This is a genomic window from Amycolatopsis sp. NPDC104775 (assembly GCF_055583325.1).
Window position 1 is genome coordinate 1,211,212 of record NZ_JBVJOE010000001.1, and the last position, 22,684, is coordinate 1,233,895.

General features: G+C 70.3%; 26 protein-coding genes. 1 reads left to right on the plus strand and 25 read right to left on the minus strand.

Annotated elements, in window-relative coordinates; genetic code table 11:
* Positions 1 to 59 precede the first annotated feature (59 nt).
* The 10 genes from ACZ63D_RS05235 to ACZ63D_RS05280 all read right to left on the minus strand — a co-directional run bounded on the left by ACZ63D_RS05235 (position 60) and on the right by ACZ63D_RS05280 (position 9,167).
* Positions 60 to 1,838, minus strand: coding sequence for a glycoside hydrolase family 76 protein (locus tag ACZ63D_RS05235; RefSeq protein ID WP_465353037.1), 1,779 nt, complete (start codon positions 1,836 to 1,838; stop codon positions 60 to 62).
* A 111-nt stretch (positions 1,839 to 1,949) separates the two neighbouring features.
* Positions 1,950 to 2,141 carry a hypothetical protein gene (locus tag ACZ63D_RS05240; RefSeq protein ID WP_465353038.1) on the minus strand — a complete coding sequence of 64 codons (192 nt, stop codon included), beginning with the start codon at positions 2,139 to 2,141 and terminating at the stop codon, positions 1,950 to 1,952.
* 377 nt (positions 2,142 to 2,518) lie between these two features.
* Positions 2,519 to 2,920: a hypothetical protein gene (locus tag ACZ63D_RS05245; RefSeq protein WP_465353039.1), complete on the minus strand. Its 402-nt coding sequence runs from the start codon at positions 2,918 to 2,920 to the stop codon at positions 2,519 to 2,521.
* A 764-nt stretch (positions 2,921 to 3,684) separates the two neighbouring features.
* Positions 3,685 to 3,984 carry a YbaB/EbfC family nucleoid-associated protein gene (locus tag ACZ63D_RS05250; RefSeq protein ID WP_465353040.1) on the minus strand — a complete coding sequence of 100 codons (300 nt, stop codon included), beginning with the start codon at positions 3,982 to 3,984 and terminating at the stop codon, positions 3,685 to 3,687.
* Positions 3,981 to 5,087 (minus strand): CHAP domain-containing protein, encoded by a 1,107-nt coding sequence (locus ACZ63D_RS05255; protein WP_465353041.1) that lies wholly within the window; start codon positions 5,085 to 5,087, stop codon positions 3,981 to 3,983. Before ACZ63D_RS05255 ends, ACZ63D_RS05250 begins: the two co-directional genes overlap by 4 nt.
* Before the next feature lie 10 nt (positions 5,088 to 5,097).
* Complete coding sequence (locus ACZ63D_RS05260; protein ID WP_465353042.1) at positions 5,098 to 5,880, minus strand: transglycosylase SLT domain-containing protein; 783 nt, start codon at positions 5,878 to 5,880, stop codon at positions 5,098 to 5,100.
* A 37-nt stretch (positions 5,881 to 5,917) separates the two neighbouring features.
* Positions 5,918 to 6,739: an ESX secretion-associated protein EspG gene (locus tag ACZ63D_RS05265; RefSeq protein WP_465353043.1), complete on the minus strand. Its 822-nt coding sequence runs from the start codon at positions 6,737 to 6,739 to the stop codon at positions 5,918 to 5,920.
* Positions 6,740 to 6,745: 6 nt separating this feature from the next.
* Positions 6,746 to 7,942: a WXG100 family type VII secretion target gene (locus tag ACZ63D_RS05270; RefSeq protein ID WP_465353044.1), complete on the minus strand. Its 1,197-nt coding sequence runs from the start codon at positions 7,940 to 7,942 to the stop codon at positions 6,746 to 6,748.
* On the minus strand, positions 7,939 to 8,433 hold the full coding sequence (locus ACZ63D_RS05275; RefSeq protein WP_465353045.1) for a hypothetical protein: 495 nt from the start codon (positions 8,431 to 8,433) through the stop codon (positions 7,939 to 7,941). Before ACZ63D_RS05275 ends, ACZ63D_RS05270 begins: the two co-directional genes overlap by 4 nt.
* Positions 8,434 to 8,591: 158 nt before the next feature.
* Positions 8,592 to 9,167, minus strand: a complete 576-nt coding sequence (locus tag ACZ63D_RS05280) for a TetR/AcrR family transcriptional regulator (protein ID WP_465353046.1) — start codon at positions 9,165 to 9,167, stop codon at positions 8,592 to 8,594.
* Between the two features lie 84 nt (positions 9,168 to 9,251).
* Here ACZ63D_RS05280 and ACZ63D_RS05285 point away from each other — a divergent pair, with 84 nt between their 5' ends.
* Positions 9,252 to 9,734, plus strand: coding sequence for a DoxX family protein (locus ACZ63D_RS05285; RefSeq protein WP_465353047.1), 483 nt, complete (start codon positions 9,252 to 9,254; stop codon positions 9,732 to 9,734).
* Here ACZ63D_RS05285 and ACZ63D_RS05290 read toward each other — a convergent pair.
* From ACZ63D_RS05290 to ACZ63D_RS05360, 15 genes are all read right to left on the minus strand, one after another.
* On the minus strand, positions 9,704 to 10,279 hold the full coding sequence (locus ACZ63D_RS05290; protein WP_465353048.1) for a dihydrofolate reductase family protein: 576 nt from the start codon (positions 10,277 to 10,279) through the stop codon (positions 9,704 to 9,706). The genes ACZ63D_RS05285 and ACZ63D_RS05290 overlap by 31 nt on opposite strands.
* A 100-nt stretch (positions 10,280 to 10,379) precedes the next feature.
* Positions 10,380 to 11,498, minus strand: a complete 1,119-nt coding sequence (locus ACZ63D_RS05295) for an FAD-dependent monooxygenase (RefSeq protein WP_465353049.1) — start codon at positions 11,496 to 11,498, stop codon at positions 10,380 to 10,382.
* A gap of 12 nt (positions 11,499 to 11,510) precedes the next feature.
* Positions 11,511 to 12,410: an MBL fold metallo-hydrolase gene (locus tag ACZ63D_RS05300; RefSeq protein WP_465353050.1), complete on the minus strand. Its 900-nt coding sequence runs from the start codon at positions 12,408 to 12,410 to the stop codon at positions 11,511 to 11,513.
* Entirely contained in the window at positions 12,407 to 13,789 is a 1,383-nt protein-coding gene (locus ACZ63D_RS05305) for an MFS transporter (protein WP_465353051.1), read from the minus strand. Before ACZ63D_RS05305 ends, ACZ63D_RS05300 begins: the two co-directional genes overlap by 4 nt.
* Positions 13,790 to 13,920: 131 nt before the next feature.
* Positions 13,921 to 14,493, minus strand: coding sequence for a dienelactone hydrolase family protein (locus ACZ63D_RS05310; RefSeq protein ID WP_465353052.1), 573 nt, complete (start codon positions 14,491 to 14,493; stop codon positions 13,921 to 13,923).
* 12 nt (positions 14,494 to 14,505) lie between these two features.
* A complete protein-coding gene (locus ACZ63D_RS05315; protein WP_465353053.1) occupies positions 14,506 to 16,134 on the minus strand; it encodes a thiamine pyrophosphate-binding protein in 1,629 nt (542 codons plus the stop codon).
* A gap of 13 nt (positions 16,135 to 16,147) precedes the next feature.
* Positions 16,148 to 16,936 (minus strand): SDR family oxidoreductase, encoded by a 789-nt coding sequence (locus tag ACZ63D_RS05320; protein ID WP_465353054.1) that lies wholly within the window; start codon positions 16,934 to 16,936, stop codon positions 16,148 to 16,150.
* Between the two features lie 11 nt (positions 16,937 to 16,947).
* Positions 16,948 to 17,688, minus strand: a complete 741-nt coding sequence (locus ACZ63D_RS05325) for a 3-oxoacyl-ACP reductase family protein (RefSeq protein ID WP_465353055.1) — start codon at positions 17,686 to 17,688, stop codon at positions 16,948 to 16,950.
* Positions 17,685 to 18,470 (minus strand): alpha/beta fold hydrolase, encoded by a 786-nt coding sequence (locus ACZ63D_RS05330; protein ID WP_465353056.1) that lies wholly within the window; start codon positions 18,468 to 18,470, stop codon positions 17,685 to 17,687. The genes ACZ63D_RS05325 and ACZ63D_RS05330 overlap by 4 nt, the downstream gene beginning before the upstream one ends.
* A complete protein-coding gene (locus tag ACZ63D_RS05335) occupies positions 18,467 to 19,246 on the minus strand; it encodes an aspartate dehydrogenase domain-containing protein (RefSeq protein WP_465353057.1) in 780 nt (259 codons plus the stop codon). Before ACZ63D_RS05335 ends, ACZ63D_RS05330 begins: the two co-directional genes overlap by 4 nt.
* Entirely contained in the window at positions 19,243 to 20,169 is a 927-nt protein-coding gene (locus ACZ63D_RS05340; RefSeq protein ID WP_465353058.1) for a VOC family protein, read from the minus strand. Before ACZ63D_RS05340 ends, ACZ63D_RS05335 begins: the two co-directional genes overlap by 4 nt.
* A gap of 16 nt (positions 20,170 to 20,185) precedes the next feature.
* Positions 20,186 to 21,244: a Rieske 2Fe-2S domain-containing protein gene (locus ACZ63D_RS05345; protein WP_465353059.1), complete on the minus strand. Its 1,059-nt coding sequence runs from the start codon at positions 21,242 to 21,244 to the stop codon at positions 20,186 to 20,188.
* The gene (locus ACZ63D_RS05350; RefSeq protein WP_465353060.1) at positions 21,244 to 21,465 is read right to left on the minus strand and encodes a recombinase-like helix-turn-helix domain-containing protein; all 222 of its coding nucleotides are present in this window, start codon (positions 21,463 to 21,465) and stop codon (positions 21,244 to 21,246) included. The genes ACZ63D_RS05345 and ACZ63D_RS05350 overlap by 1 nt, the downstream gene beginning before the upstream one ends.
* A gap of 28 nt (positions 21,466 to 21,493) precedes the next feature.
* Positions 21,494 to 21,736 (minus strand): hypothetical protein, encoded by a 243-nt coding sequence (locus tag ACZ63D_RS05355; RefSeq protein WP_465353061.1) that lies wholly within the window; start codon positions 21,734 to 21,736, stop codon positions 21,494 to 21,496.
* A 9-nt stretch (positions 21,737 to 21,745) separates the two neighbouring features.
* Positions 21,746 to 22,684, minus strand: a complete 939-nt coding sequence (locus tag ACZ63D_RS05360; protein ID WP_465353062.1) for a PDR/VanB family oxidoreductase — start codon at positions 22,682 to 22,684, stop codon at positions 21,746 to 21,748.

The following is a 22,684-nucleotide window of genomic DNA, read 5'->3' on the forward strand; positions in this document are numbered from 1 at the left end:
AGCCAGCGCGGCATCACGCACGTCCCATACCCGGCACCCACGCAGCATTCCGGCCGCCCCTACTGCGCGGCGGCAGCGATCAACGCTTCCAGTCCAGACGCCTGAGTCCGCCAATCCACCGCGTTCGGGGTCCCTCCAGCCCATCGCTCGCCGATCCGGTTCAGCGAGTCCCGGTCTCGCAGCCAGATCGAATCCGCCTGCTGCCGCACGAAATCCCGGTATTTCTGGTCACCGGAAGCCGCCGCGAGATCACCGAAATAACGCAGAAAAATTCCTTTGAATTGTTTCTGATTGTCATCACACGAGCCGCTGTCACAGGATTCAGCCAGAATGCCGTCGGACGTGAGTCCGGTCATTGCCACGTCCGCCAGCCGCCTGGCAGCGTCCAGATAGGACTGATCGCCGGTCGCCCGCCAGAGTTCGGTGAAACCGCCGATGGCTAGCCCCTGGTTGTAAGTCCAGACGGTCTGGCCGTTGTTCGCACAGCCTGAGGTGAGACCGTCGTTGACCAGACCGGCCGAATTGATCAGGCCGCTCCGCAGGTACCAATCCCCTGCTGTACGAGCGCGAGCCAGCCATTCGGTGTCATCAGCGAGGCGGAGGTGCAACGCGGCAGCGAGGCGTAGATACAGACCGCTGGTGACGGCGTTTTTGTAGGTCCGCTCACGATCCCACCAGACTCCCCCGCCGCAAGTGCTGGGGTCCCAGAAACCGTGCACGTAATCGCCGATTTTCGTGGCCTCGGCGAGATAGCGGGCCTCGTGCGTGCGGTCGTATGCCGCGAGCCAGGCCAGCCCCCACCAAGCGGAGTCGTCGATCGCCCGGCTGAGGAAATCGCCGTCGATCGGGTCAGAACTGCGTTCTCCAGCGGGGAACGCGGACCGGTTCACGTCGAAGACCCGGGCCAGTACCGGCTCCACGCCGGACACTCCGGAATCCGCCAACGCGGTCACCGCGACAGCCGAATTCCACCAGCTCGACGGCCACCAAGCGCGGTAAATATCTTGTGACCACAGCAATGCGTCGACACTAGCGGCGACCCGCGAGGGCCCGGGACGTGCCCACTCGGTGCAGGCACCCTCCTGGTGCGCGGCCTCCCGGCCGCACGCCCGCACGGCACCGCCGTTCATCCGTCCGCGTGGATCTTTCGCGGCGAAGGTCGCGGTCTGTGTCGCGGTCGCACCGGCGGGGACGCTCGTGCGGCCGAGAGAGGAACCGTCGGGCCAGGTCGCGCCCTCGTCCCATGAGCGGTCCAGCCAGATTTCGTCGCCGGGGCCGCCGGAATCGATGCTGGCCCAGGCCATCGCCCGATCGTCGAAGTGGAGCCGGACGGACCGGCCGAAAATCGTCGCGCCCGGCACCGGCTGGTTGTCGCCGGCGCCGGGCGCGGAGCCGTCGCAGGCGGCATCGCAGACGGTCGGGTAGATCCAGGCCGTGCACGCGACCGCTTGCGCGTCCCCGCAGGCGCGGAGCAGGCCGCGGCGGTGGCCGACCGGGTCGGTGCGGTTGTACATGAGCGTGCGGGTGCCGGTCCACGTGTCTGGGATGCTCGCCTTGCCCAGCAGGCCGTCCCAGGTGCGGCCGCCGTCCCAGGACCGGTCGAGCCATACGGCGTCGCCGGTGCGGCCGTTGTCGATGCTGGCCCAAGCCATCCCGTCCTGGTCGGAGACGTGCAGCCGCAGCACCCGGCCGTTGATGTCCTTGTCCGGCAAGGGAAAACTCTCCTGCGCTGCCCGCGACGGGTCGAGGGTGTCGCACGAAAGCGCGCAGACGGCAGTCACCGCGCGCGGGACGGTCAACGAGGCGAACACGAGCAGCACTACGAGCACGGTCCGCATGGACTCGTCCCCTCGGCAGGGTGAATTTCCGCCCAGAATAGGAACCCGCGCGGTCGCCGGTGAAGCCCCGCGCGAGGTTCTGTCCCGTTCCGGACAGGCGGGTTAACCCGATCAGCCGCCGCTGCCCTGGCGCCGGCCCACCGAACGGCCGATGAAGTAGCCGAGAATGAGCCCGACGATCAGGCCGATCGCGATGAAGAAGATGATGGTCGCCGCGGCGATTTTGCCGACCGTGCCGAGGAACCCCTTGGCCTCGAGATCGGTCGCGACGGCCACGGCGTGGGTCAATGCGTAGTGGGTCATGCCACCCAGGATGGCATCGGGCGCGGGCGGGCGCTCGGGAACGCGCCGGGCGGGAGGACCGGTGTGCGCGGGAACGCACTCTGGACGGGTGGCTTCCGACGTCAGCGGCGGTTCGCGGGCCTGCCGGGGTGAGCTGCTAGCGGTGGGCTTGGGGGACGCAGGCGGACTTGACGACATGCCTAGCCGGGATGCGCCAAGGTGCGCTGCGAACAGGGCTCGGAGATGCACCCGCGGCAGAGCGCATGCCTACCGGCGAGCTCGGAGAGATGTCCAGGCGGAATACGCCGCGCTGCCAGCGGCGCGCGAGGTCCGGTGCTGACAACGCCACGCCGCGACGTACTGCCGCAGCGCGCAGGCCCGCGACCCTCGCGGATGGTTCAGTCCTTGACCGGTTTGAGCACGAACCCTTCCTCCTCGTCGTCGACCGGAGCCGGGCGGCGCGAAACCGGTGCTGGGGCAGGCTCGCGTGGCGCTTCCTGCGCGGGTTTCGGTGCTGCGGGCGGTTCCGTCTCCGGGACGTCGTCCAGGGACAACACGTCTTCGACAGCCGCCGCGACTGCGGGGACGCATCCTGCGCGGACGGCTCGCATTCCCTGGAGCAAGGCCTTCGTCCCGGCCTCGGTGCTGAGTCTCGAGATCTCCGCGGCGAGTGCGGCCGGGCCCAGTTCGAGGGCGGCTTCGCCGATGTCCAGGTGGACGAGCATGCCGTGCACGTCCACCGTGACGCTCAGGTTCTCGCCGCTGGCGGTCGCGCGGATCGCCGCGAGGCCCGCGGACAAGCCTAGCTGCTCCGGGATTTCCTCGGCGATCTCGATCAGCTCGTCGATGCCTCGCTCGTCCCCGGCGGAATCGGCTGGAATGGCGGAATCGGCTGCCTCGCGATCCTCGTCCGAAGCTTTGGGCTCTTCGGTCGCGAACTGCCCGGACGGGTCCGGGTGCCCGGCTGAGGGTCGCTTCTCGGACGCCGGGCCAGGTGGGTTCCTGTCGGGCGCACGCCACGGCTCTGGCCTGCCGTCGCTGCTGAACTCGTCACTTCCGCCGCCGTCCGCATGCCACTTGCCGGACGCATCCGAAACCCCGGATCCACCGACACCGCCGGACTCGCCGCTCGCGCTGCTGTCCGCGTGCCCACCACCGGACGCATCCCACGGCTCTGGTCCGCCGTTGCCGCCGGACTCGCCACTGGCGGCACCGCCAGCACGCCACGTATCGGACGCATCCGAAACCCCGGATCCGCCAACGCGGCCAAACTCACCACGCGCGCCGCTGTCCGCGCGCCCACTACCGGGCGTATGCCACGCCCCTGATCCGCCGTCGTTACCGGGCTCACCACTCGCGCCGCTGTCCGCGCGCCGACCGGCGGGCGCATGCCACGCCCCCGACCCACCGACGCCGCCGGACTCGCCGCTCGCGCTGCTGTCCGCGTGCCAGTTACCGGACGCATCCCACGCCCCTGGCCCGCCGACGCCGCCGAACTCACCACTCCCACCGCCGTCCGCACGCCAGCCGTCGAGCGGGCCAGATCCCCACTGCGCCTCCACCATCACACCCTCCACGTGTCCGGTGTGGTGTCCTCGGCGCGCTCGGCCAGGTCCTTCTCCGACCCCAGGCCGAGACGGCTCAGCTCGGAGCCACCGAGATCGCCCAGTTCGGTTTCCAGGGCGTGGCGGGCTCGTTCGTTCGCCTCGGCGGCCGCCTCGCGGACTGCGCGCAGGATCGAGTCCGCCAGTCGGGGGCCGCCGCTGCGCAGGGCTTCTGCGGTGAGTTCCAGGGTGCGCAGGGCTCCGCCGGGGGCGACCTCCACTGTCACTCCGGCGTGTCGTGCGGTGCCGGTGATGGTCACTTCGGGTGCACCCCGCCGTAGAACTTGTGCAGGTCTCGCGGCAGCGTGTAGGTCAGGCGCTCGACCTGGTCGTTCGCATTGCCTTCGATCGTGGTGATCTTGTTGCCCTCGACCTTTTCGATGATTCCGATGTGGTGGCTGTGCCCCCACGACGGGCCGTCGCCGAACAGGATGGTGTCGCCGGGGCGGGCGTCGTGGGCGAGGGCGGCGCGGTCGTAGGCGAGGTGGTGGCGCTCGCCCCATTTGTAGACGTCGCCGGTGAAGCCGTACTTCGGGATGTCCACCCCGGCCGAACGCCACATAGACGTCGCGAAGTACGCGCACCACGGCTGTCCGGTCGGGCCCCATTTGTTCCGGTTGTTCGGGCCCTCGTGGTAGCCGAGGTTGTGCCGCGCGTGGTCGAGGATCTGGTCGACCTTCTTGCTGTGGCTCGGGTGTGTGCCGCCGTGGTGCTGCACGTGCTTTTTGTGTGCTTCGTGCTTCTTGTGCTGTTCTTGCTTGCTGTGATCGCCGGGCTTGGCGGGGTGCGTTCCGCCCGGGTCGGCGACGCCGTCGTGATTCAGGTCCTTCTGCAGCGCGCGCAGCTTGCGGGCCGCCTCTTCCATTTCCGCGCGGGCGTTCTTCAAGTGCCCGCCGGATTCCTTGAGGTATTTGCCCGCCAGGTCGGCCACGTCGCCGATCGCCATCAGCAGGGCGGCCGGGCTTCCGTTGCGAGCCAGGACGTATCCGGCGTCGATGATCTTGCGCGCCTTCGCGACGAACTCGTCGATCAGCTTGCCGGTGGCCTGGTGCCGCCCGGCGAGCGCGTCGGTGACCTCGCTGACCACTTTGGCCCCGTGCGTGCTCGCCTGCGCGGTGATCTTGAGATCGCGGCCGAACTTGTCGGTGTCGTGTTCGAAGGCTGGATTCGCCTTGCTGTGCCAGGTGTTCAGCAGCGCGTGCGCGGCTTTGCGCTGCGCCTCGTACTGCGCGGTGATCTCGTGCGCGGCCTGCTGCAGCGCGTGTTGCGCGGCCTGCGAATCCGCGGCCTTGCCTTGAAGCTTGCCGTGGTGCGTTTTCATCTCGTCCGCGAACAGCGTCGCGACCCCTGCGGTGTCCAGCACGGATTCCCCCTCAGCCCAGAATGCCCTTGATGTCGTGTGCGCTGATCGCCGCGCGGGCGTCGGAATCGGCGCCCGCGTACGCCTGCCGCGCCCGGAACACCGAGGCGCTCAGCGTGCGCGCGTGCGCTCCGGTGGCCCGCACCTGCGATTCCAGCGAACGGCTGAAATCCCCCAGCGCGTCGGAGAATCCGGTTTCCTGGCCGACCTTCCCGAAGCTGTCCTTGGCGATCCCGGTGACCCGGTGCACCGTTTTCCGGCCGACCGACACCAGTTCGTTCGCGACGTGCTCGGTGGTGCGCTCGTAGGCGAGGAACTGTTCGAGATCGGCCTTGAACCCGCCGTCCTTGCCGCCCTTGCTGTGGTGCGGTTTGTGCGGGTGGTGCTCGGGTTCGTGCGGATGGCCCCCGCCCTTGCCGTGGTGGCGCGTGACGTCCTCGGCGGCCTTGCGCGCGGCGGCGAGGTGGCTCTTGTACGCGCCGTTGGTATAGGTGGACCACGGCTGGAAGCTCTTGCCGTGCCCCGAAATCGCCCAGGCCGCCTTGGCGTTTTCGTCCGCGTTGAACAGTTCGTCGTTGGAGTGCAGGTGGAACTCGTGGCGGCGGGCGGGCCCGAGCGAGCCGAGCATGTTGACCTGCCACAGCCCGTACGAGTTGTCCGGCGGCGTGCCGTTGTGCGCCCGGGTGTTCCCGCCCGATTCCGCCAGCGCCACCGCGACCGCCGTGGTCAGCGCCTGCCCGCGGAACCCGGCCCGGTACGCGTGCTGGGCGATCTCCTCGGCCGACAACTTGCTCATTTCCTGCCCCCATCCAGCAGGGCGCTTCGCCGCTGCCCTAAGTGAGACGGAACCCTTCGCGTTCCGGTTCCCGAGTCCCCCGATCGGACGACACCCCGCGTCCGAGTTCCTGCATCCGGTCGGCGAGCCACGCGTGGTCAGCGGGTGCGAGCGTGACCCATTTCGTGCCCGCGGACTCACGCACGATCGCGCCGTACCGGCCGGCTTCCGTGTCGTACCAAGCGACTACCGGCGAACGGCCGCCCGGGCCGTTGACCGCGAACTGGCCGTACGCGACGCGCGGCGTGGTGACCAGCGTCGAAATCGCGCGCAGGTCGCGTCCGGCGAGACCGGCCCGGCCGAGCACCCGCTCGAACGCCCCGTGCCCGTTGTCCGCAAACGCTTGCATCGCCTCGGAAAACGTCTCACGCGGCAAGCGCACCGCATTGCCTGGCCCGGGTTCGGCAGGGCCCACGACGCTCGCGGCCAGCTGCGGGACGTCGTCGGGCAGGCACGGCCGCAACGCGAGTTCGCCCGCGTCGAGAACGGCCAGCACGCCCAGTTTGCGCCCGGCCGCGGCCAGCGCGCGCAGCGGCGGATCCCGGAACACCAGCAGGTCGACCGAAAACACCGGCTCGGCCAGCACCGCGAACGCCTGGCCGAGCCGCGGGTGCGGTTCGTCCTCGTCGTCGAGCAACCCGGCCGCGGCGAGGCTTTCCGCGACCTGGGCGCCGAGCTGGTCGCGGTCGTCCATCGTGGCGCCGTGCGACGGGACGTCCAGCGGATACGGCATCGGGCCGAGGTCGAAATCCGACCACAGCAGATCGAATTCGAGATGCGAGAGCGCTACCCCGTCGACCTGCGGGAGGTGTCTGGCCATCCCGCCTCACTCGCCCAGCACGGGCGGGTACGCGTCCGGCAAATCCTCGAGGAAATCGAAGGCGCTGCCTTTGGTGTAGCGGTTCTGGTGGTCTTCGGAGCCTTCGCCGCGCTGCCCCGCCATCGGCGGGAAAAATCCACCGGACATCGGACTGCCGCCGCGCGCACCCGCCGCGGCCCCGGCCGCACCAGCCGCACCGGCCACCGCGCCGCCGGACCCGGTCGAACCGCCGCCCAGCAGCCCGCCCGGCAGCGAGCTTCCGCTGCCGCCGCCCGTTCCGGAGCCGAGCGCACTGCCCAGTCCGCCGCCGGGCGCTCCCGGCATTCCGGCGGTTCCACCCGCCCCTGGCAGCAGCCCGCTCTCCAGCGCGGACGCGGCCGTGGTGGCGGAACTGCCCGAACGATCGAAACCCCCGAAGCTCCCAGAACCCCCAGAACCTTCAGAACCCCCAGAACCCCCGCCGGACCGGGAGTCGCGCGCCCGCCTGTCCGGATCGATGTTCGTCACCGCTGGCGCGTCAGTGAAATGCGGCAGCTTGTCGTGCACGCCCTTGCTCGACGTCTCGTAGCTTTCCATGACGCGCACAGCCTCGGCCTTCGCGTGCGACGCGGCGCGTTTGGCGGGCAGATGGTCGTCGAGAAGCTGATCAACCATCACCGCTCCGCTGGGACCGCTGGCCGCGTTGAGGTCGTAGCCTTCGCGGAACTGGTTTTCCGCCGCGTAGAACACCGGTTCCGGCATCTTGTGCTTCGCCGTTTCGACCGCGCTCGTGTAGTGGTCGAGCTTGTCGCCGACCGCGCGCATCGTCTCGCTCGCGCCCGCGCCCCAGGACGTCAGCTTCGACGCCGACTGCGCCGCGTTCCCGGCCGCGCCGCCGCGCCAGGACAGCAGCAGCTTCTGCACGGTTTTGTGCACCGCGGCGGTCGCCGAGTCGACGTCGTAGGCGAGCTTCCCCCACTGGTGCGCGGACGCTCCCATGGCGACCGGATCCGCGGTCATGATCATGTCGTAGAGCGTGGTGTGCGCCCAGGCGTTCCAGTTGATCTTGCCGAAGGACGCGTCCGTCAGATTGGCCCGCTGAGCGAGTTTCGTGCGCCGCAGGACCCGGCGCTGCGCGGCGGTGGGCGGGTGGTCCTCGCTCCACAACCGGTGCTTGCGGTGCTTCTCGTACGGCAGCCGTTCGTAGCCCGGTGTCCGGCTCATGCCGGTGCCCCTCCCCCGTCGCCCGCGCGGCGGTTCAGCGCGTCGAGCGAATCCTTCGCGTCGCTTTCCTGCTGGACGTGGCCCGCGCTCGCCTGGCGGATGGCCTCGCGCAAGGACGACAGCTCATCGAGGTACTGCTGCAGGATCGCCTGCGCACCGCCGTCGGCGGATCCGCGCACGCCGAACGCCTTCCTCAGGTGCGCGGAGACCGGGCTGGTGCCGTCCTTGAGCGGATGCGTGAGCTGTTTGGCCTGTTCGAGACAGGCGGCCAGCTCCTGCTCGCGCTTCTCCAGCTCCGCGTCGGCCGCCGCGATCTCGGCCGGATCCAGCTCGATGACGCCGGTGTCGGCGACGATCTCGGCGGTGCCCGCCCCGGACGGGCCCCGCACGGAATCCGCCGTCTCCGGCCGTCCGGACCGATGCGTCTGCATGGCCTGTTTCCGGTGCAGCGCACGGACGTCTGCCCAGTCCGAAACCCGGTGCGAACTCACCCCAGTCCACCTCCCAGCGGGCGTCCTCAACGGACGCGCGCACCAGTATGTCAGCCGTCCGGACCGCAGGCATCCGATCCGGGAAAGTCGGCGATGAGACGGCTCCGGGCGGGCCGCGGTTCCGGCCGTCACCCGGACGGCGGACCCGCTGCGCGGGGTCAGTCCCGCGGTGGATTCACGCCTCGGACAAGCAGTTCCGCTACCGCGCGGGCGGCCGCCTGCACGTCTTCGCCGAGGGCCGCCGGCAGCGCCCGCTGCAGCCACAGCGTCGCGAATCCGTGCACGAGCGACCAGGCCGCCGCGCCGGCGACCACCGGGTCGGCGCTTCCGTCGCGGAACCCGGCGATCGCCGCGTCCAAGGCCTGGCGGCTGCGCTCCTGCGCGGCCCGCAGGTCCGGGGCGTCGCCGTGGAGCAGGTCCGCGCGGAACATCACCTCGAAATGCGCCCGGTGCGTGACCGCGAACGAAACGTAGGCGACTCCGGCCTCGGTCAGGTCCGCCGTGGGCGACATTTCCTCGAGCGTGTCCGCGAGCAGGTCGAACCCCTGCGCGGCCACAGCGGTGAGCAGCCCGGTGCGATCGCCGAAGTGGTGCGCGGGGGCCGCGTGCGAGACGCCGACCCGGCGGGCCAGGTCGCGCAGGTTGACCGCGGCCGGGCCGGATTCGCCGAGCACCTCGACGGCCGCGGTCAGCACCGCCTGCCGCAGATCGCCGTGGTGATAACGCCGTGCCATGCCCCGAGTATGCCATGAACTTGTCAGCGACTAGATAGACCGGCTAGCCTCGATCTAGTCACTGGAAAGATTCACGGAGGAACCATGGAACCGCTTGTCACGCTCGTCGCGGTCAGCGTCGTCGCGTTCGTCGTCTTTCTCGTCCGGGGCAGGGCCGCCGCCCCGCTGCTGCCCGCGGTGCGCCTCGGCCTCGCGGCGATGTTCCTGCTGACCGGGTTGGCGCATTTCGCGTTCCGGCGCACGGACTTGGTGGCGATGGTGCCGCCGTGGCTGCCCGCCCCCGCGCTGCTCGTCACGCTCACCGGGCTGGCCGAATGGGCCGGCGCGATCGGACTGCTGATCCCGCGCACGAGACCGGTCGCCGCGGGCGGGCTCGCCTTGCTGCTCGCGGCGATGTTCCCGGCCAACGTCCACTGGGCGCTGACCGGCGCAAACCTTCCGTGGTGGGACCACCTGCTCTGGCGCACTGCCATGCAGGCGGTCTACCTCGCCGCGGCCGTGACCGTGCTGGTCGGCGAACTGCGCCGCCGCTCCGTTCAGCGGACGAATTCGAAGATCTGCTTCTGAATCCCGTTCGAATAGGCTTCGCTCTCGATCAGCTTCAGCGGCTGCTTCTCCTTGTCGGTTTCGCTGAACAGCCGCTTCCCGGCGCCGAGCAGGACCGGGAAGACCAGCAGGTGCAGCCGGTCGACCAGCCCGGCGTCGGTGAGATCGCGGACCAGCGTCGCGCTGCCGTTGACGATGATCGGGCCGCCTTCGGTCTCCTTCAACGCCGCCACGTCGTCGAGCGAGCGGAGAATGGTCGTCTCGCCCCAGTTCGTCACGAGGTCCTCGTCGCGCAGCGTGGTCGACACGACGTATTTCGGCATCACCTTGTAGTGCGGGAATTCCTCGGTCATGTCCGGCCACACCGGCGAGAACGCCTCGTAGCTGACGCGCCCGAGCAGCAGCGCGGTCGCTTCCTCCTGCTCGGCCCCCTTGAGCGCGTAGGCGGCGGGGTCGAACTCGATGTCCTTGAACGTCCAGCCGGCGTTGCGGTAGCCAGGCTCGCCGCCGGGGGCTTCGACGACGCCGTCGAGGGACACGAACGCGGTGGCGATGAGGGTGCGCATGGGGATCAACTCCTGGTTCGGGATGGTGCCTGTTCACCTACGCGTCGAACGGCACCGTCCCGATCAGACACGCCACCCGCACCTCTGGATATGACCTGGATCACACCGGAGTGTGCCAGGCATCGTACCCGTAGATCGCGTCCGCGGCGGCCGAACTCGTCCCGCTCTGCTTGAGCCAGCTGTTGCCCCGCGACGCCAGCTGCACCTCGCGCGTCCGGTCCAGCCTCGCTGCCTGGTACGCCTTCAGCGCGACCTCAGTGTTCGGGTACGCCGCCAGCGCCCGTGCCAGGACCACACTGTCCTCAATGGCCATTCCCGCGCCTTGCGCCATGAACGGCATCATCGGGTGGCACGCGTCGCCCAGCAGCGTCACCGGGCCGGACGACCAGTTCGGCAGCGGATCGCGCACGTACAGCGCCGATTGCAGCACCGAATCGCACGCCTCCAGCAAGGCCCGGGCTTCGGGGTGAAAACCGCGGTACGCCTCGCGCAGTTCGTCGACATCGCCCGGCGTGGTCCAGGATTCGTGCCGCCATTGGCTTTGCCGGGTCGTGGCGAAGACGAAGACGTCCTCGCCGCGGTTGAGCGGGAACGTCACCAGTTGCGTGTCCGGATCCGGACCCCACCATTTGGTGAAACAGTCCAGGTTCGGCACGTCCACCGAGCCCGCGGGCAGCACGGCACGGTAGGCGACGACGCCGGTGAACTCCGGGTGTTCCGCGCCGAACAACGCGGTGCGGACAGCGGAGTGGATGCCGTCGGCTCCGATCACCGCGTCCGCCGGAACGCTCGAAGAACCGAATTCCAGTTCGACCCGGTCCGTTGTGGACAGTCCGGTCAGCTTGTGTCCCAAGCGGACTACACCCTCGGGCAGCGCGCGTTCCAAGGCGGACAGCAGATCCGCGCGGTGCATCGTGAGCTGCGGCGAGCCGTAGCGGCGTTCGGCCTCGTCGCCCATCGGCAGCCGAGAGGTCTCCTCGCCGGTGTCCCAGGTGCGGCTGATCCGGTACTTCGGCCGTGCCGCGGTTTCACGCAGTTCGTCGCCGACGCCGAGGCCGTCGAGGGCGCGGACGGCGTTGGGAGTGAGGTTGATGTCCGCGCCGACGCGGCCGAATCCGGCCGCCTGTTCGTGCACGATCGGCGAGAATCCGGCCTTCCGCAGGGCGACGGCAGCGGCGAGGCCGCCGATTCCGCCGCCGACGATCCCGATTTCGGGCACAGCGAAGCTCCTTCAGACAGTGAGGTCGAGCAGATCGTGGCCCACGACGACCGGGCCGGAGTAGTGCGGACGGACCCGCTTGAGCCAGCCCTCGTCGTCGAGCCGGGCGGGGTCGGCCGGGCCGAGGTGCGACAGCGCGACCCGCCGCGCCCCGGCCGCCGTGGCGACCCGGCCGACGTCCGCCGGCGAGGTGTGCGAGGCGGCGAGGAAATCCAGCAGCTGCGGCGAATAGCCGATGCTGCGGTAGAAATCGGGCTCCATCGCTTCGTGAACCAGCAAGTCGGCGCCTGCCGCCAGCTCGCCGACAGCGTCGCTGCGAGCGGTGTCACCGGAGAAGGCGACCACACCGTGCTCAGTCTCGAACCGGTAGCCCAGTGCCAGGTGCAGCGGCGGATGCGGGACAGCCCGGGCGGTCACGCGCACTCGATCGTCTTCGTGCACCACGATTTCCGCACCGGCCGCCACTGAGATATCAGTCGCGCGGATGAGTCCGGCCAGCGATGGGCGGTTGCTGGTCCGCTGCCGGACCGCGACGTCTTGGCCGAACGCCGCGAGATTGCCCGCCACCAGGCCCTCGGTGCCAGCGGCGGGAGGACCGGGATCAGTCGGGTCCGGGCCGGGGCCGTAGACCCGCACCGGGTCGACGACGCCCTGGTTGGCCGGGCCCCAGCCGAGCAGGAAGAGCGTGAACAGCTCGGCGACGTGGTCGGAATGCAGGTGCGTCACGAACACTCCGGCCAGATCGCGCAGCGACAGTCCGGCGGAGACGTACTTGCCGAGCGTCCCGTAGCCCGCGTCGACCAGGTAAACGCGTCCGCCGACTACCACCGCGTTCGCGCAGCCCTGCCTGCCCGGTGCCGGGTACGGCCCGGCCGCCGTGCCGAGCAGGACCACGCGCAGCGCGTCCGTCACGGCGAAACCTCTTCCAGCGTCCGGCCTTTGGTCTCCTCGGCGAAGAACCCGGCGACCAGCGCGCCAACGAAGCAGATCCCGCCGAGCACCAGGAACACCGACGCGAGCCCGCTGCCGCCCGCGTACAGCGCGCCGACCAGGATCGGGCCGAGGATCAGGCCGAACCGGTTCAGCACGCCACCGAGGCTGACGCCCAGCGCGCGGCTGCGGGTCGGGTACAGCTCCGGCGTGTACAGGTACAGGCAGACGTTCACCGCGAAGTTGAACATCGCCGCGAGCGACGACCACACCAGCAGCTGCAACGGAGTACCGGCACCGAGCGCTCCCAGCACGACCAGCATCGCGGTCGTCCCGCCCAGCCCCGCGGCCAGCACGAACCGGCGGCCGAGCTTGTCCACCACCAGGGCGGCGATCAGGCAGCCGACGAGACCCGCCACCGACGTAGCGGTGCTGTACCAGAGGGCTTGGCCGATCGAGAGGTGGAACGAACCCTTGTACAGCGTCGGCAGCCACGAGGTGATGCCGTAGTTGGCGAGGTAGCCGACGAACCAGACCGTCCACACCATCAGCGTGCGCCGCCGGTAGCGTCCGGCGAACAGGTCGCGGAGAGAACCGCGCTTGGCGGGTGACGTTTCCGGGACCGCGGTGGCCGGGGCGGGTGGAGGCAGCGGACGGCCAAGGGATTGCTCGACCCGGCGCTCGATCAACGCCATCGTCGCTTCGGCCTTCTCGGTGTGCCCGTGCGCGGCGAGCCAGCGCGGCGATTCCGGGATCCGCAGCTGCAGCAGCACCGCGGCGAGACCGGGAACGGCGGCCAGCGCGAACAGCGGACGCCAGCCCCAGTGCGGGATGACCCAGGCCGCGACCAGCGCGCCGACCGCGAGCCCGGCCGGGAAGACGATCTCGTACATCAGAACGAAGCGGCCTCGACGACGAGCCCGGCTGATCTCCGCGATGTACGCGGCGGCGGTCGGCACTTCACCGCCGATCGCGAGACCCTGGATGAACCGCAAGATCAGGAACGGCAGCAAGGCCGTGCACAACGTCATCGCCAGGCTGCACAACGCGGTGAGAGCGACGCACAGCGTGATCACCTTGACGCGGCCGATCCGGTCGGCGGCCCAGCCGGACGCGAGCGCGCCGAGCAGCATGCCGATCGAGCCGATGGTCAGCGTCGCGGTGCTGGACGCGGTGGTCAGGTGCCATTCGCGGCCGATGACCGGGAGCGTGTAGGCGATCAGCAGCTGGTCGAACGCCTCGAAGAACGTGACGATGCCGATGATCAGGCGAATCGACACCTGCCAGCGCGACATCGGGAGCCGTTCCAGCCGGGCGGCGATGTCCCGCTGGGTCACCTCGGGGGTGGCGGCGATACTCATGGGCCCTCCTCGGAGCCGGAGCGTGCAGTCGATCGTAAGGGGTTTCGGGCGCGGTGCGAGGAACTCGACGCGGCGCTGTCCGTGGTCCGTGAGGGGAATCCTGCGGGACTCTTACTCCCGCGGGTTTCCCCTCACCGACTTAAAGCGGCGTCCAGGAACCGGACCAGGTCGTCCGCGGCGGACGGTCCGGCGGGCAGCACGAGCCGATCGGGCGCGTGCGGGCCGAATTCGGGCGTACCGGGCCACGGTGGCGGCTCGGGTCCGATGGCGGCGGCGAGGTCCACTGCCGCCAGTTCGGCGAGGTGGGCGGCGGAGCCGAAACCGGCGGCGGCCACGCGGTGGCGGGGCAGGCCCAACCGGGTCCCGAGGTGGTCGAGCGCGCCGGCCAGGTCGGCTTCGAGGTCGGCAAGCGCGAGTGCGGCGAAGGCGGCGTCCGCTTTGTCCGGACCATAAGTGTGGCCGCCGTTCTCGTAGTAGAACAGCGGCGCGACCGTGACGTAGCCACAGCTCGCGAGCGTGCGGCAGCAGTTTTCGACGGGTTCGTCGAGTCCGGCGGCGCCGTGCAGCACGAGCACCGCGCCACGTAGCCGGCCAGGCGGATGCCGGACCAGCAGCGGCGCGGACGTCCGCACCACCCGGCGACGGCGGTTCGCGGGTCCGTGCCCGTGATGGTGGACTTCGGCAGCTTCGATGGGGCCTCCCACGTCTGGTCTCCCTCAGCTCTCCGGCACGGGCACCGGCGGCACGAACGGCCGCGGCGTCGCGGGCAAGGCGGTCACGTCCACCTCGATCACGAACGGCCCTTGCTGGGCCACCGCTTTCGCCAGCGCGTCGGCGAACTGACCTGGCTTCGACACCAGTGCGTGCGGCAGGTCCAGCGACTGCGCGAGGCGCGCGAAGTCCGGCGTGTACAGGTCGACACCGGCGCGCTGGCCGCGGTGGTAGTCCTGCATGTTGCGAAGGACGCCGTATCCGCCGTCGTTGAACACGACCAGCGCGAGCCACGGCCGTTCCTGCGCCAGCGTGCACAGCTCGCCGAGGTGTACCGCGAGGCCGCCGTCGCCGACCAGCACCACGGTCGGCGCGTCGGGCGTCGCGAGCGCGGCGCCGATGCCGGTGGCGAGACCTTGGCCGATGCCGCCGCCGACCGGGAACACGTTGGTGCGCGGGTCGTAAATGTCCAGCAGCCGGTTTCCCCACTGGCTGGACGGGATCGTCACGTCGCGGGCGATCACCGACTCGGCCGGGAGTCCTTCGCGCAGCGCGGCGCAGATCTCCGCGTACGGGCCGATTGCCTCGTTCAGCTTGTCCCGCACGGCTTTCCGGGTCTCGACAACCCGTTCGCGCCAGCCTGGTTCGGTATTAGACTCCACAGTGGACAGAGCGGTGAGCACCACCGCCGCATCGCCTCGCACGCCGACGGTGGCCGGGTAGACGCGACCGAGCGCCTCGGCGTCGGCGTCGATCTGCAGGTGTCGTTCGGGCAACGCGAGGTGGTAGTGCTTGGTTTCGTTCGAGCGGAAGTGCGTGCCGACCGAGACGAGCAGGTCGGCGTCGGCAAGAAGGGACGCAGCTGCCTCGTGCGCGGCGAAGTTCCCGACGACCAGTTCGTGGTTCTCCGGCACGGTGCCGCGGCCGGAGTTGCTGGTGAACACCGCCGCGCCGAGCCGTTCCGCCAGCGCGCGAACCTCGTCCCGGGCACCGGTCGCGCCCCCGCCGAGCCAGAACACCGGACGGCGGGCGGCAGCGAGCAGTTCAGCGGCTTCCGCTAGTACGGCAGCATCCGGCGGTGGGATCTCAACCGGCTGCTCTGCGACGCCAGGACGGAACTCGTGCCGCGAGTACTGCAGGTCGATCGGCCATTCGACACTGGCCGGACCGCTCGGCACCGACAGCGCGTGCCGGATCGCCGTGCGCAAGGTGTCCTCGGCGGTCTCCACCGACGTGACCGTGGCCGCGTGCTTAGAAATCGCCTCCAGCATGCCGATTTGGTCGCGCGTCTCGTGGATGACGCCGCGGCCGCCGCCAAGGAATTCGGAGTCGATCTGACCGGTCACGTGCAGCACGCGACTGCCCGCGGTGAGCGCCTCGACCAGCGCGCCCGCCGCGTTGCCCGCACCGGTGCCGGTGCTGGTGATCGCGACGCCGAGGCCGCCGCTGGCCCGGGAGTAGCCGTCGGCGGCGTTCACCGCGGCCGCCTCGTGCCGCACCGGCACGAACCGCAAATGCTGCGAAACCGCTTCCACCAGCGGCAGGTTGTGCACACTCACCACGCCGAAGGCGGTGTCCACTCCGGCTTCGGACAGCAGGCGAACGAGGAGTTCGCCTCCGTGACCGTGATTCATGGGTCCGTCCCTTCTAGACGTAACGAGCGATGCCGCCGCCGACGTCGATCGTCGCGCCGGTCACGTAGGAGGCACGCGGCGAAAGCAGCGTGACGATGGGGAAAGCGACCTCTTCGGCAGTACCTAGTCGTCCCAGCGGGATACCGCGATCGGCGGCCAGCTCCGCCGACCAGTCCATAAAGGACAGCTCGCTGCCGGAAGCCTCGTACCGGCGCCGCCACTGTCCGGTGTCGACCAAGCCGAGGCACACAGAGTTGACCCGCACTCCGTCCTCGGCCAGTTCCGTCGCCAAAGTCGTGGAGAGGTTGAGCAGCGCCGCCCTCGCCGCCGACGTGGCCGCCAACCGAGGCTCAGGCTGCCGAGCGAGGATCGCGTTCACGTTCACCACCGCCGGAGCCGAAGCCGCACGCAGCCACGGCAACGCGGCCCGGACGACGTGCAGCACCGAGAAGATCTTGAGCTGCAGCTCTTCCCGCCACTGCTCGTCGGTGGTCTCGGCCAGCCGCGCCATCAACGACCGGCCCGCGTTGTTCACGACCCCGGCCAGTCCGCCCAGCTCGCGGGCGGCTTCGGCAACGAAGGCTTCCACCTGCGGCTGGTCGAGCACGTCGCAGGACGCGGTGTACAGCCGGGCTCCCTCGGCGCGGGGCAGATCGGCGAGGGCCTTCTCCAGCCGGACGCCGTCCCGGGCGCAGGCGGCGACGTGCGCGCCCTCGGCCAGCAGCGCGGCCGCGGTCGCGAGCCCGACCCCGGAGCTGGCCCCGGTCACGAGCACCGCCCGGCCCTTCAATCCCAAATCCACGGGTTTTCCCTTCAGCTGCAGACGAATCCGCCGTCGACCACGAGGGTCTGGCCAGTGATGTAGGAGGCCGCGTCGGACAGCAGGAACGCCACCGAACCGACGACGTCCTCCGGCTGTTGCGGCCGGGTCAGCGCGCGGTTCAGTGCGTACAGGTCGTGCCGTTCCTGCGGAATGCCCGCGGTGGCTTCGACCTCGGTCAGCCCCGGCGCGACCGCATTGACCGTCACTCCGTCCGGGCCGCCGTCGCGAGCCATCGCGCGGGTCATCGCGATCACCGCGCCCTTGGACGCCACGTACTGGACCAGCCGGGGCGATCCATACAGCGCGGCGTCGGACGCGAGGTTCACGATGCGTCCGCCGGTCTGTGCAAGCTGCGGATACAGTGCGCGGGAGACCAGCCACGGACCGCGAGCGTTGACGGTCATCAACGTGTCCCACGCTTCGATGTCCAGCTCAGCGAAGTGCTTGCCGCCCACGCCGTCCGCCATCGCCGCGTTGTTCACCAAACCGTGCAGCGGGCCGATTTTCGCGACCGCGTCCGCCAAAGCCGCGACAGACTCCGGATCTGCGACGTCCGTGTCGATCCGGTGTGCCTCAACGCCTTCCGCCCGCAAGCGATCGACGCCGTCCGCGGCCCGCTCCGGAGATCGTTCGGCGACCACGACGCGACCGCCTTGCCGCCCGATCTCGCGGGCGATCGCCCAGCCGAGCCCGCGCCCGGCGCCGGTGACCACGTACAGCCGGTCCTTCATCGCGTCACCACCGAGTCCACTTCGGACAGAAAATCCAGCACCTCGGCGGAGAACCGGCGCGGGGCTTCCTGGTTCGCCGCGTGCCCGCCAGGCAGCACTCCGAGCCGGGCGCCCGGGATCGAGGCGGCGAGCCGTCGCGACTCGGCGACCCCGGTCACCTGGTCGTGCTCGCCGACGAGCACCAGCGTCGGCACCGAAATCCGGGACAGCCGCGGACCGTGATCCGTCTCGGCCATCGATTCCGCGGCGGACGTGTACCCGGGCGAGCGGATTCCGGCCATGATGTCCTCAACCCGTTGCGCCACAGCGGGATCCGCGCCCGGCGCGAGCAGCCGAGGCGCACGGCGGCGGGCGAATTCCGCCGCACCCACGCGGTTCAGCTCGCTCGGCCGGGCTCGCATCACGGCGGCCCGCTCGGAGTCGACGCCAGAGCCGCGCGTCGAATCGGCCAGCACCAGCGACCGGACGACTTCCGGGTATTCCAGCGCGACCCGGGTCGCGATCACCCCGCCCCACGACACGCCCACGAGATGCGCGGGAGCCGCGTCCAGCGAGGTCAGCAGACGGCCGACCAGCGCCGCGTATCCCGCCATGCCCAACGGTTTTTCCGGATCGGCCGAACCACCGTAACCCGGAGCGTCCCACGCCAGCACGCGGTGTTTCGCTGCCAGGCCCGCGAACTGGGCGTCAAACGACGCACTCGACCCGCCGATGCCGTGCAGCAACAGCACCGGACTGCCGTCGCCAGCGGTCCGTACGCGAACACCGTCCACAATGGTCACCGGAACACCGCCCTCGGCGAGGCCAGCGCTTCCAGCGCGGAAAGCACCGCGTACGGCACGACCTGGCTCGACGTCGGCGTCTGCGGCGAAGGCCGGTTTTTGATTTCGAACCGGTACTCACCCGCTGGTCCGGCCGCGGTGATCACGTGCGAGGTCAACGGCGCGGCCGGATCGGCGATCACCGCCGCCTCCACGACGTCCCAATCCCGCACCGCCAACGCCACCGAGGCAGCCACGTTCGCCGACTTCGGGAACGCCGCGGTGATCTCCCGCGCAGGCCCGCGCCGCAGCTCGACCGGCGAAGTCGCCTGCCGCAGCGCGTCTGCCTCTTCCTCGGACATCCACGGCTGGACCAGCGAAGACGCCTTCTTCGTCGTCTCGATGACCACCCGCTCGAACGGTCCCAGCAGGGCCGCCGAGCGCAGCAGGTCGAGCCCGCCGATCGCGCCTGTCGACAAATGGACCGCACCCGGTCCGGCCGCGAGCAGCTTCTCCAGCAACCCGTCGGCCGCCAGTGCGCCGACCGAAACCACCAGCAGATCGCACCCCGCCGACAACACCTGCGGGCCAGCGTCCGTCAACGCCCGCTGTCCGGCGGCCTCGACCACCAAGTCCGAAGTGGACAGCAGCTCCGGCAGCGCGCACATCGGCAGCCCGGCAGGCGAAAGCGCCGGATCGACGACCCCGGCCAGCTCCGCGCCCGGCACCAGCCCGTCGCGCACAGCTTCCGCGACGACGGAACCGATCGACCCCGCGCCCAGCACTCCTACCTTCACGACTGCCACCACGCGGAGTAGCCGGGATCCGGCACGCCGCGCATATGCGTGCGGACGTCCTTCGACGGCGGGCCCGCGGTGCCCCACAGGTCGGACAGCTCCGGCGTGCGCCGCCACACCCGGCACAGCCACGCGTCTTCCTCGACCTGCGCGACTTCGGAGGTGTACTCGCAGACGAGCCCGGCGGGGTCGGCGAAGTAGCTGAAGGTGTTGCTGCCCGGGCCGTGCCGGCCGGGACCCCACAGCGGCGTGACGCCGTTGTGCTTGAGCCGCCCGATGCCGCGCATGAAGTGGTCGATCGAGTTCATCTCGTACGCGATGTGGTTCACCGACGCGAATTCGGCCTGGTTGAACGCGATCACGTGGTGGTCGGCGTTGCAGCGCAGGAACGCCATCTGGTGCTCGGACCAGTCGGAGATCCGCATGCCCAGCACCCGCGTGTAGAACTCGCAGGCCGCGTCGATGTCGACGGTGTTGAGCACGACGTGCGCCAGTTTCCGCGGCACCGCGGCGCGGCCGTCCGGATCGCCCGGGACGACCGCGTCGACCTCGGCGGACAGCTCCACCAGACGGCCTTCCGGATCGGCGAAGCGCAGGCCGTACCCGCCGCCGACCTGGTCGAGCTTGCCGGGTTCGGTGACGAGCGGGACGCCGTGCGCGGCCAGCCGGGCGGCAGCCGCGTCTACCTCGCGCGGCGTGCCGACGGCGAACGCGATCTTGCCGAGAGCGTTCTGCTCAGCCTGTTCGAGCTGGAGCACGTGGTGCTCGTCGCCGGAACCGCGCAGCCACACGGCATCGCGGTCGGCTTCGACCTGCTGCAGCCCCCAGACTTCGCGGTAGAACTCGCCGGAATCGGCGCACTGCGTCGAACGCAGTGTCACCGCGCGCAGGGCGCGGAGCCGCGCGATGGGTTCGGCGGACATGATGCCTCCTGAAACGTCAGCGGGTCGGGGCTGGCACGGGCGCGGCGGGGGCCGGCGCGGCGGCGGGAGTGGCGAGCGCGGCGGCCTGGCGGCGGGCTTCCGACCGCAGCAGCCGCCGCATCCGGACGAGCGCGATGTCGTGCTGATACAGGTTTTCCCGGTCCCACGCGTCGAGCGGCATCGCCTCGGCCATCTCGCGGTCCTGTTCCAGCACCGCCCAGTGCCGGGCTTCGAGCCGGTTGCGGTAGAGGACGCGCCAGCTGTCGCGTTCCCAGCCGGAAACCTTGCGGCAGCGCCAGAAGAAGGCCGCGTGCTGGGTCTCGTTGATCGCGCACAGCGCCGCGACGATCGTGAACGCGCCGCCAGGACCAGCGGTGTCCGGGTACGGGATATCGAGCGTGACCCACTGCGCGCCCGCGTCGGTGAGCTGCACCCAGTCGAAGTTCACGCCGCGCTGGTCGGTCTTCTCGAAGACGAACCCGTCATCGATCGCGCGGATCTGGAAGACGGCCTCGCGCTTGCCGCCGAACATGGTGTGACTGTTGCGGTGCAGGAACGCACCGTGCATCGGGTCGAGCAGGTTGTCCAGGGAGTAGCCGTAGGGCGCGTCCCATTCGACGTAGCAGAGGAAGTTGTCCCATTCGCCGCCCGCGATCGGGTCCGGCACCTGCAGCGGCGTCGGCTCGGCGGTCTCGTCCAGGCCGAACCACGCGAAAACCGCACCGGCGTGTTCCTCGGCGGGGAACGTCCGCAGCGCGCGGCGGCCTTCCAGCGCGCACCCCGGGCTACCGGGGACCGACACGACGACGCCGTCGCCGTCCACCTGCACGCCGTGATAGTTGCAAGCGACCCGGTCACCCATGTGCACGCCCAGCGAAAGCCGCGCGCCACGGTGTGGACAGCGGTCTTCCTGGACGTGCACGACCCCGGCGGAATCGCGCCACAGCAGCAGTTGCTCGCCGGCCCGCTCGATGCGGGTCAGCTCGCCGCGTTTGACAGTGCCGGACGGGCACAGCGGGTACCAGCGGTCGCGCAAGCCCAGCGCCAGCAGCTCTTCGGCGGTTTTGGTCGCCATCACGCCTCTCCTGCCAGCCGAGCGAGTTCGGCGGTGAACGTCTCTTCGGTCCAGTCGGAGCCGTCCGCCGGGCGCAGGCCGCCCGCGTTGAGCGCGGAGACCACGCCGGGCAGGTCGTGCACGCCCCGGCCGTAGACGGCTTCCAGCTCGTCGGCCAGCGCGTTCTCGTAACTCGTGGGCGGGGCGGTGCGGCTCTGCACCGGCCGCGGCTGCAGCGGCATCGGGCGGTTCCCTTCGGTTCGTGGCGGGTCAGGCGGACGGGGCGAGCACGGCCTGCCCGGCGGCGGTGAGCACCGCGGGCACCCGCAGCCCCGGTCCGCGCGGGGCGGCCGGTTCGGGGGCGAGCAGCCCGGCCAGCTGGTGCCCGAGCGTCGGGTCGCAGCAGGCGAGGCCGTCGACGTAAAGGTGCGGTTCGCGGCTGCACGTCATTTCCACGTGCCCCGCGGCGGCGGCGCGCAGCACGGCGAGCTGCCGGTGGGTGTGCCCGGCCATGGCCGGCTCCTAAAGATCAAGAACGAGTTCGGCCGACCGGCACCGCGACACGCAGAGCATCATGGTCCCGGCGGCCGCTTTTTCGTCGTCGTCGAGCACGAAATCGCGGTGGTCCGGTTCGCCGGAGAGCACCTTTGTCTCACAGGTCCCGCACACGCCCTCGCGGCACGAGGTCGGCACGGAGATCCCGGCGCGGCCGAGAGCGTCCACAATGGACTCCTCGGCGGCCACCGCGACCCGGGCGCCGGATCCGGCGCACACGACGTCGAATCCCGTTCCCGGCGCGGCGGCCGGAACCTCGGGGGCACGGAAACGTTCGACCCGCAGGGTCGCCGTTTCCGGCAGCGCCGCTTCGACCGCTTGGAGCAGGGGTTCGGGACCGCAGCAGTGCACGACCGTGCCCGGGGCGAGCCCGGCCAGCTTCGCGGCCAGATCGGGCGGACCGCCGTGCTCGTCGTCGGCGTGCACTTCCAGCCGATCCCCGGCGAGGCCGGAAAGCACGTCCAGGAAAGCCATTCCGCCGCGCGACCGTCCACAGTAGAGCATGGACCACGGCGCGGAGCCAACGGCGAGTTTCCGGGCCATCGCGAGGATCGGGGTCACGCCGATGCCGCCGGCGATGAGCAGGTGCTCCGGAGCGTCGTGCAGTTCGAAGGTGTTGCGCGGGCCCTCAACGGGAATGACGCTCCCGGCGGTGAGCCGCTCGTGCACCCACGCACTGCCGCCGCGCGAGGATTCCTCCCGCAGCACCGCGACAGTCCACGTGTGCGTGTCGGCCGGGTCGCCGCAGAGGGAGTACTCGCGCACCAGTCCGTTCGGCAGGTGCAGGGAAAGGTGCGCTCCCGGCTCCCAGCCGGGGAGCGGCTTTCCGTCCGGGTCGCGCAGTTCCACCTGCGTGACCTTCTCGGCCAGCCACGTCGTCCGGTGCACCCGCAGCATCGTCGGCAT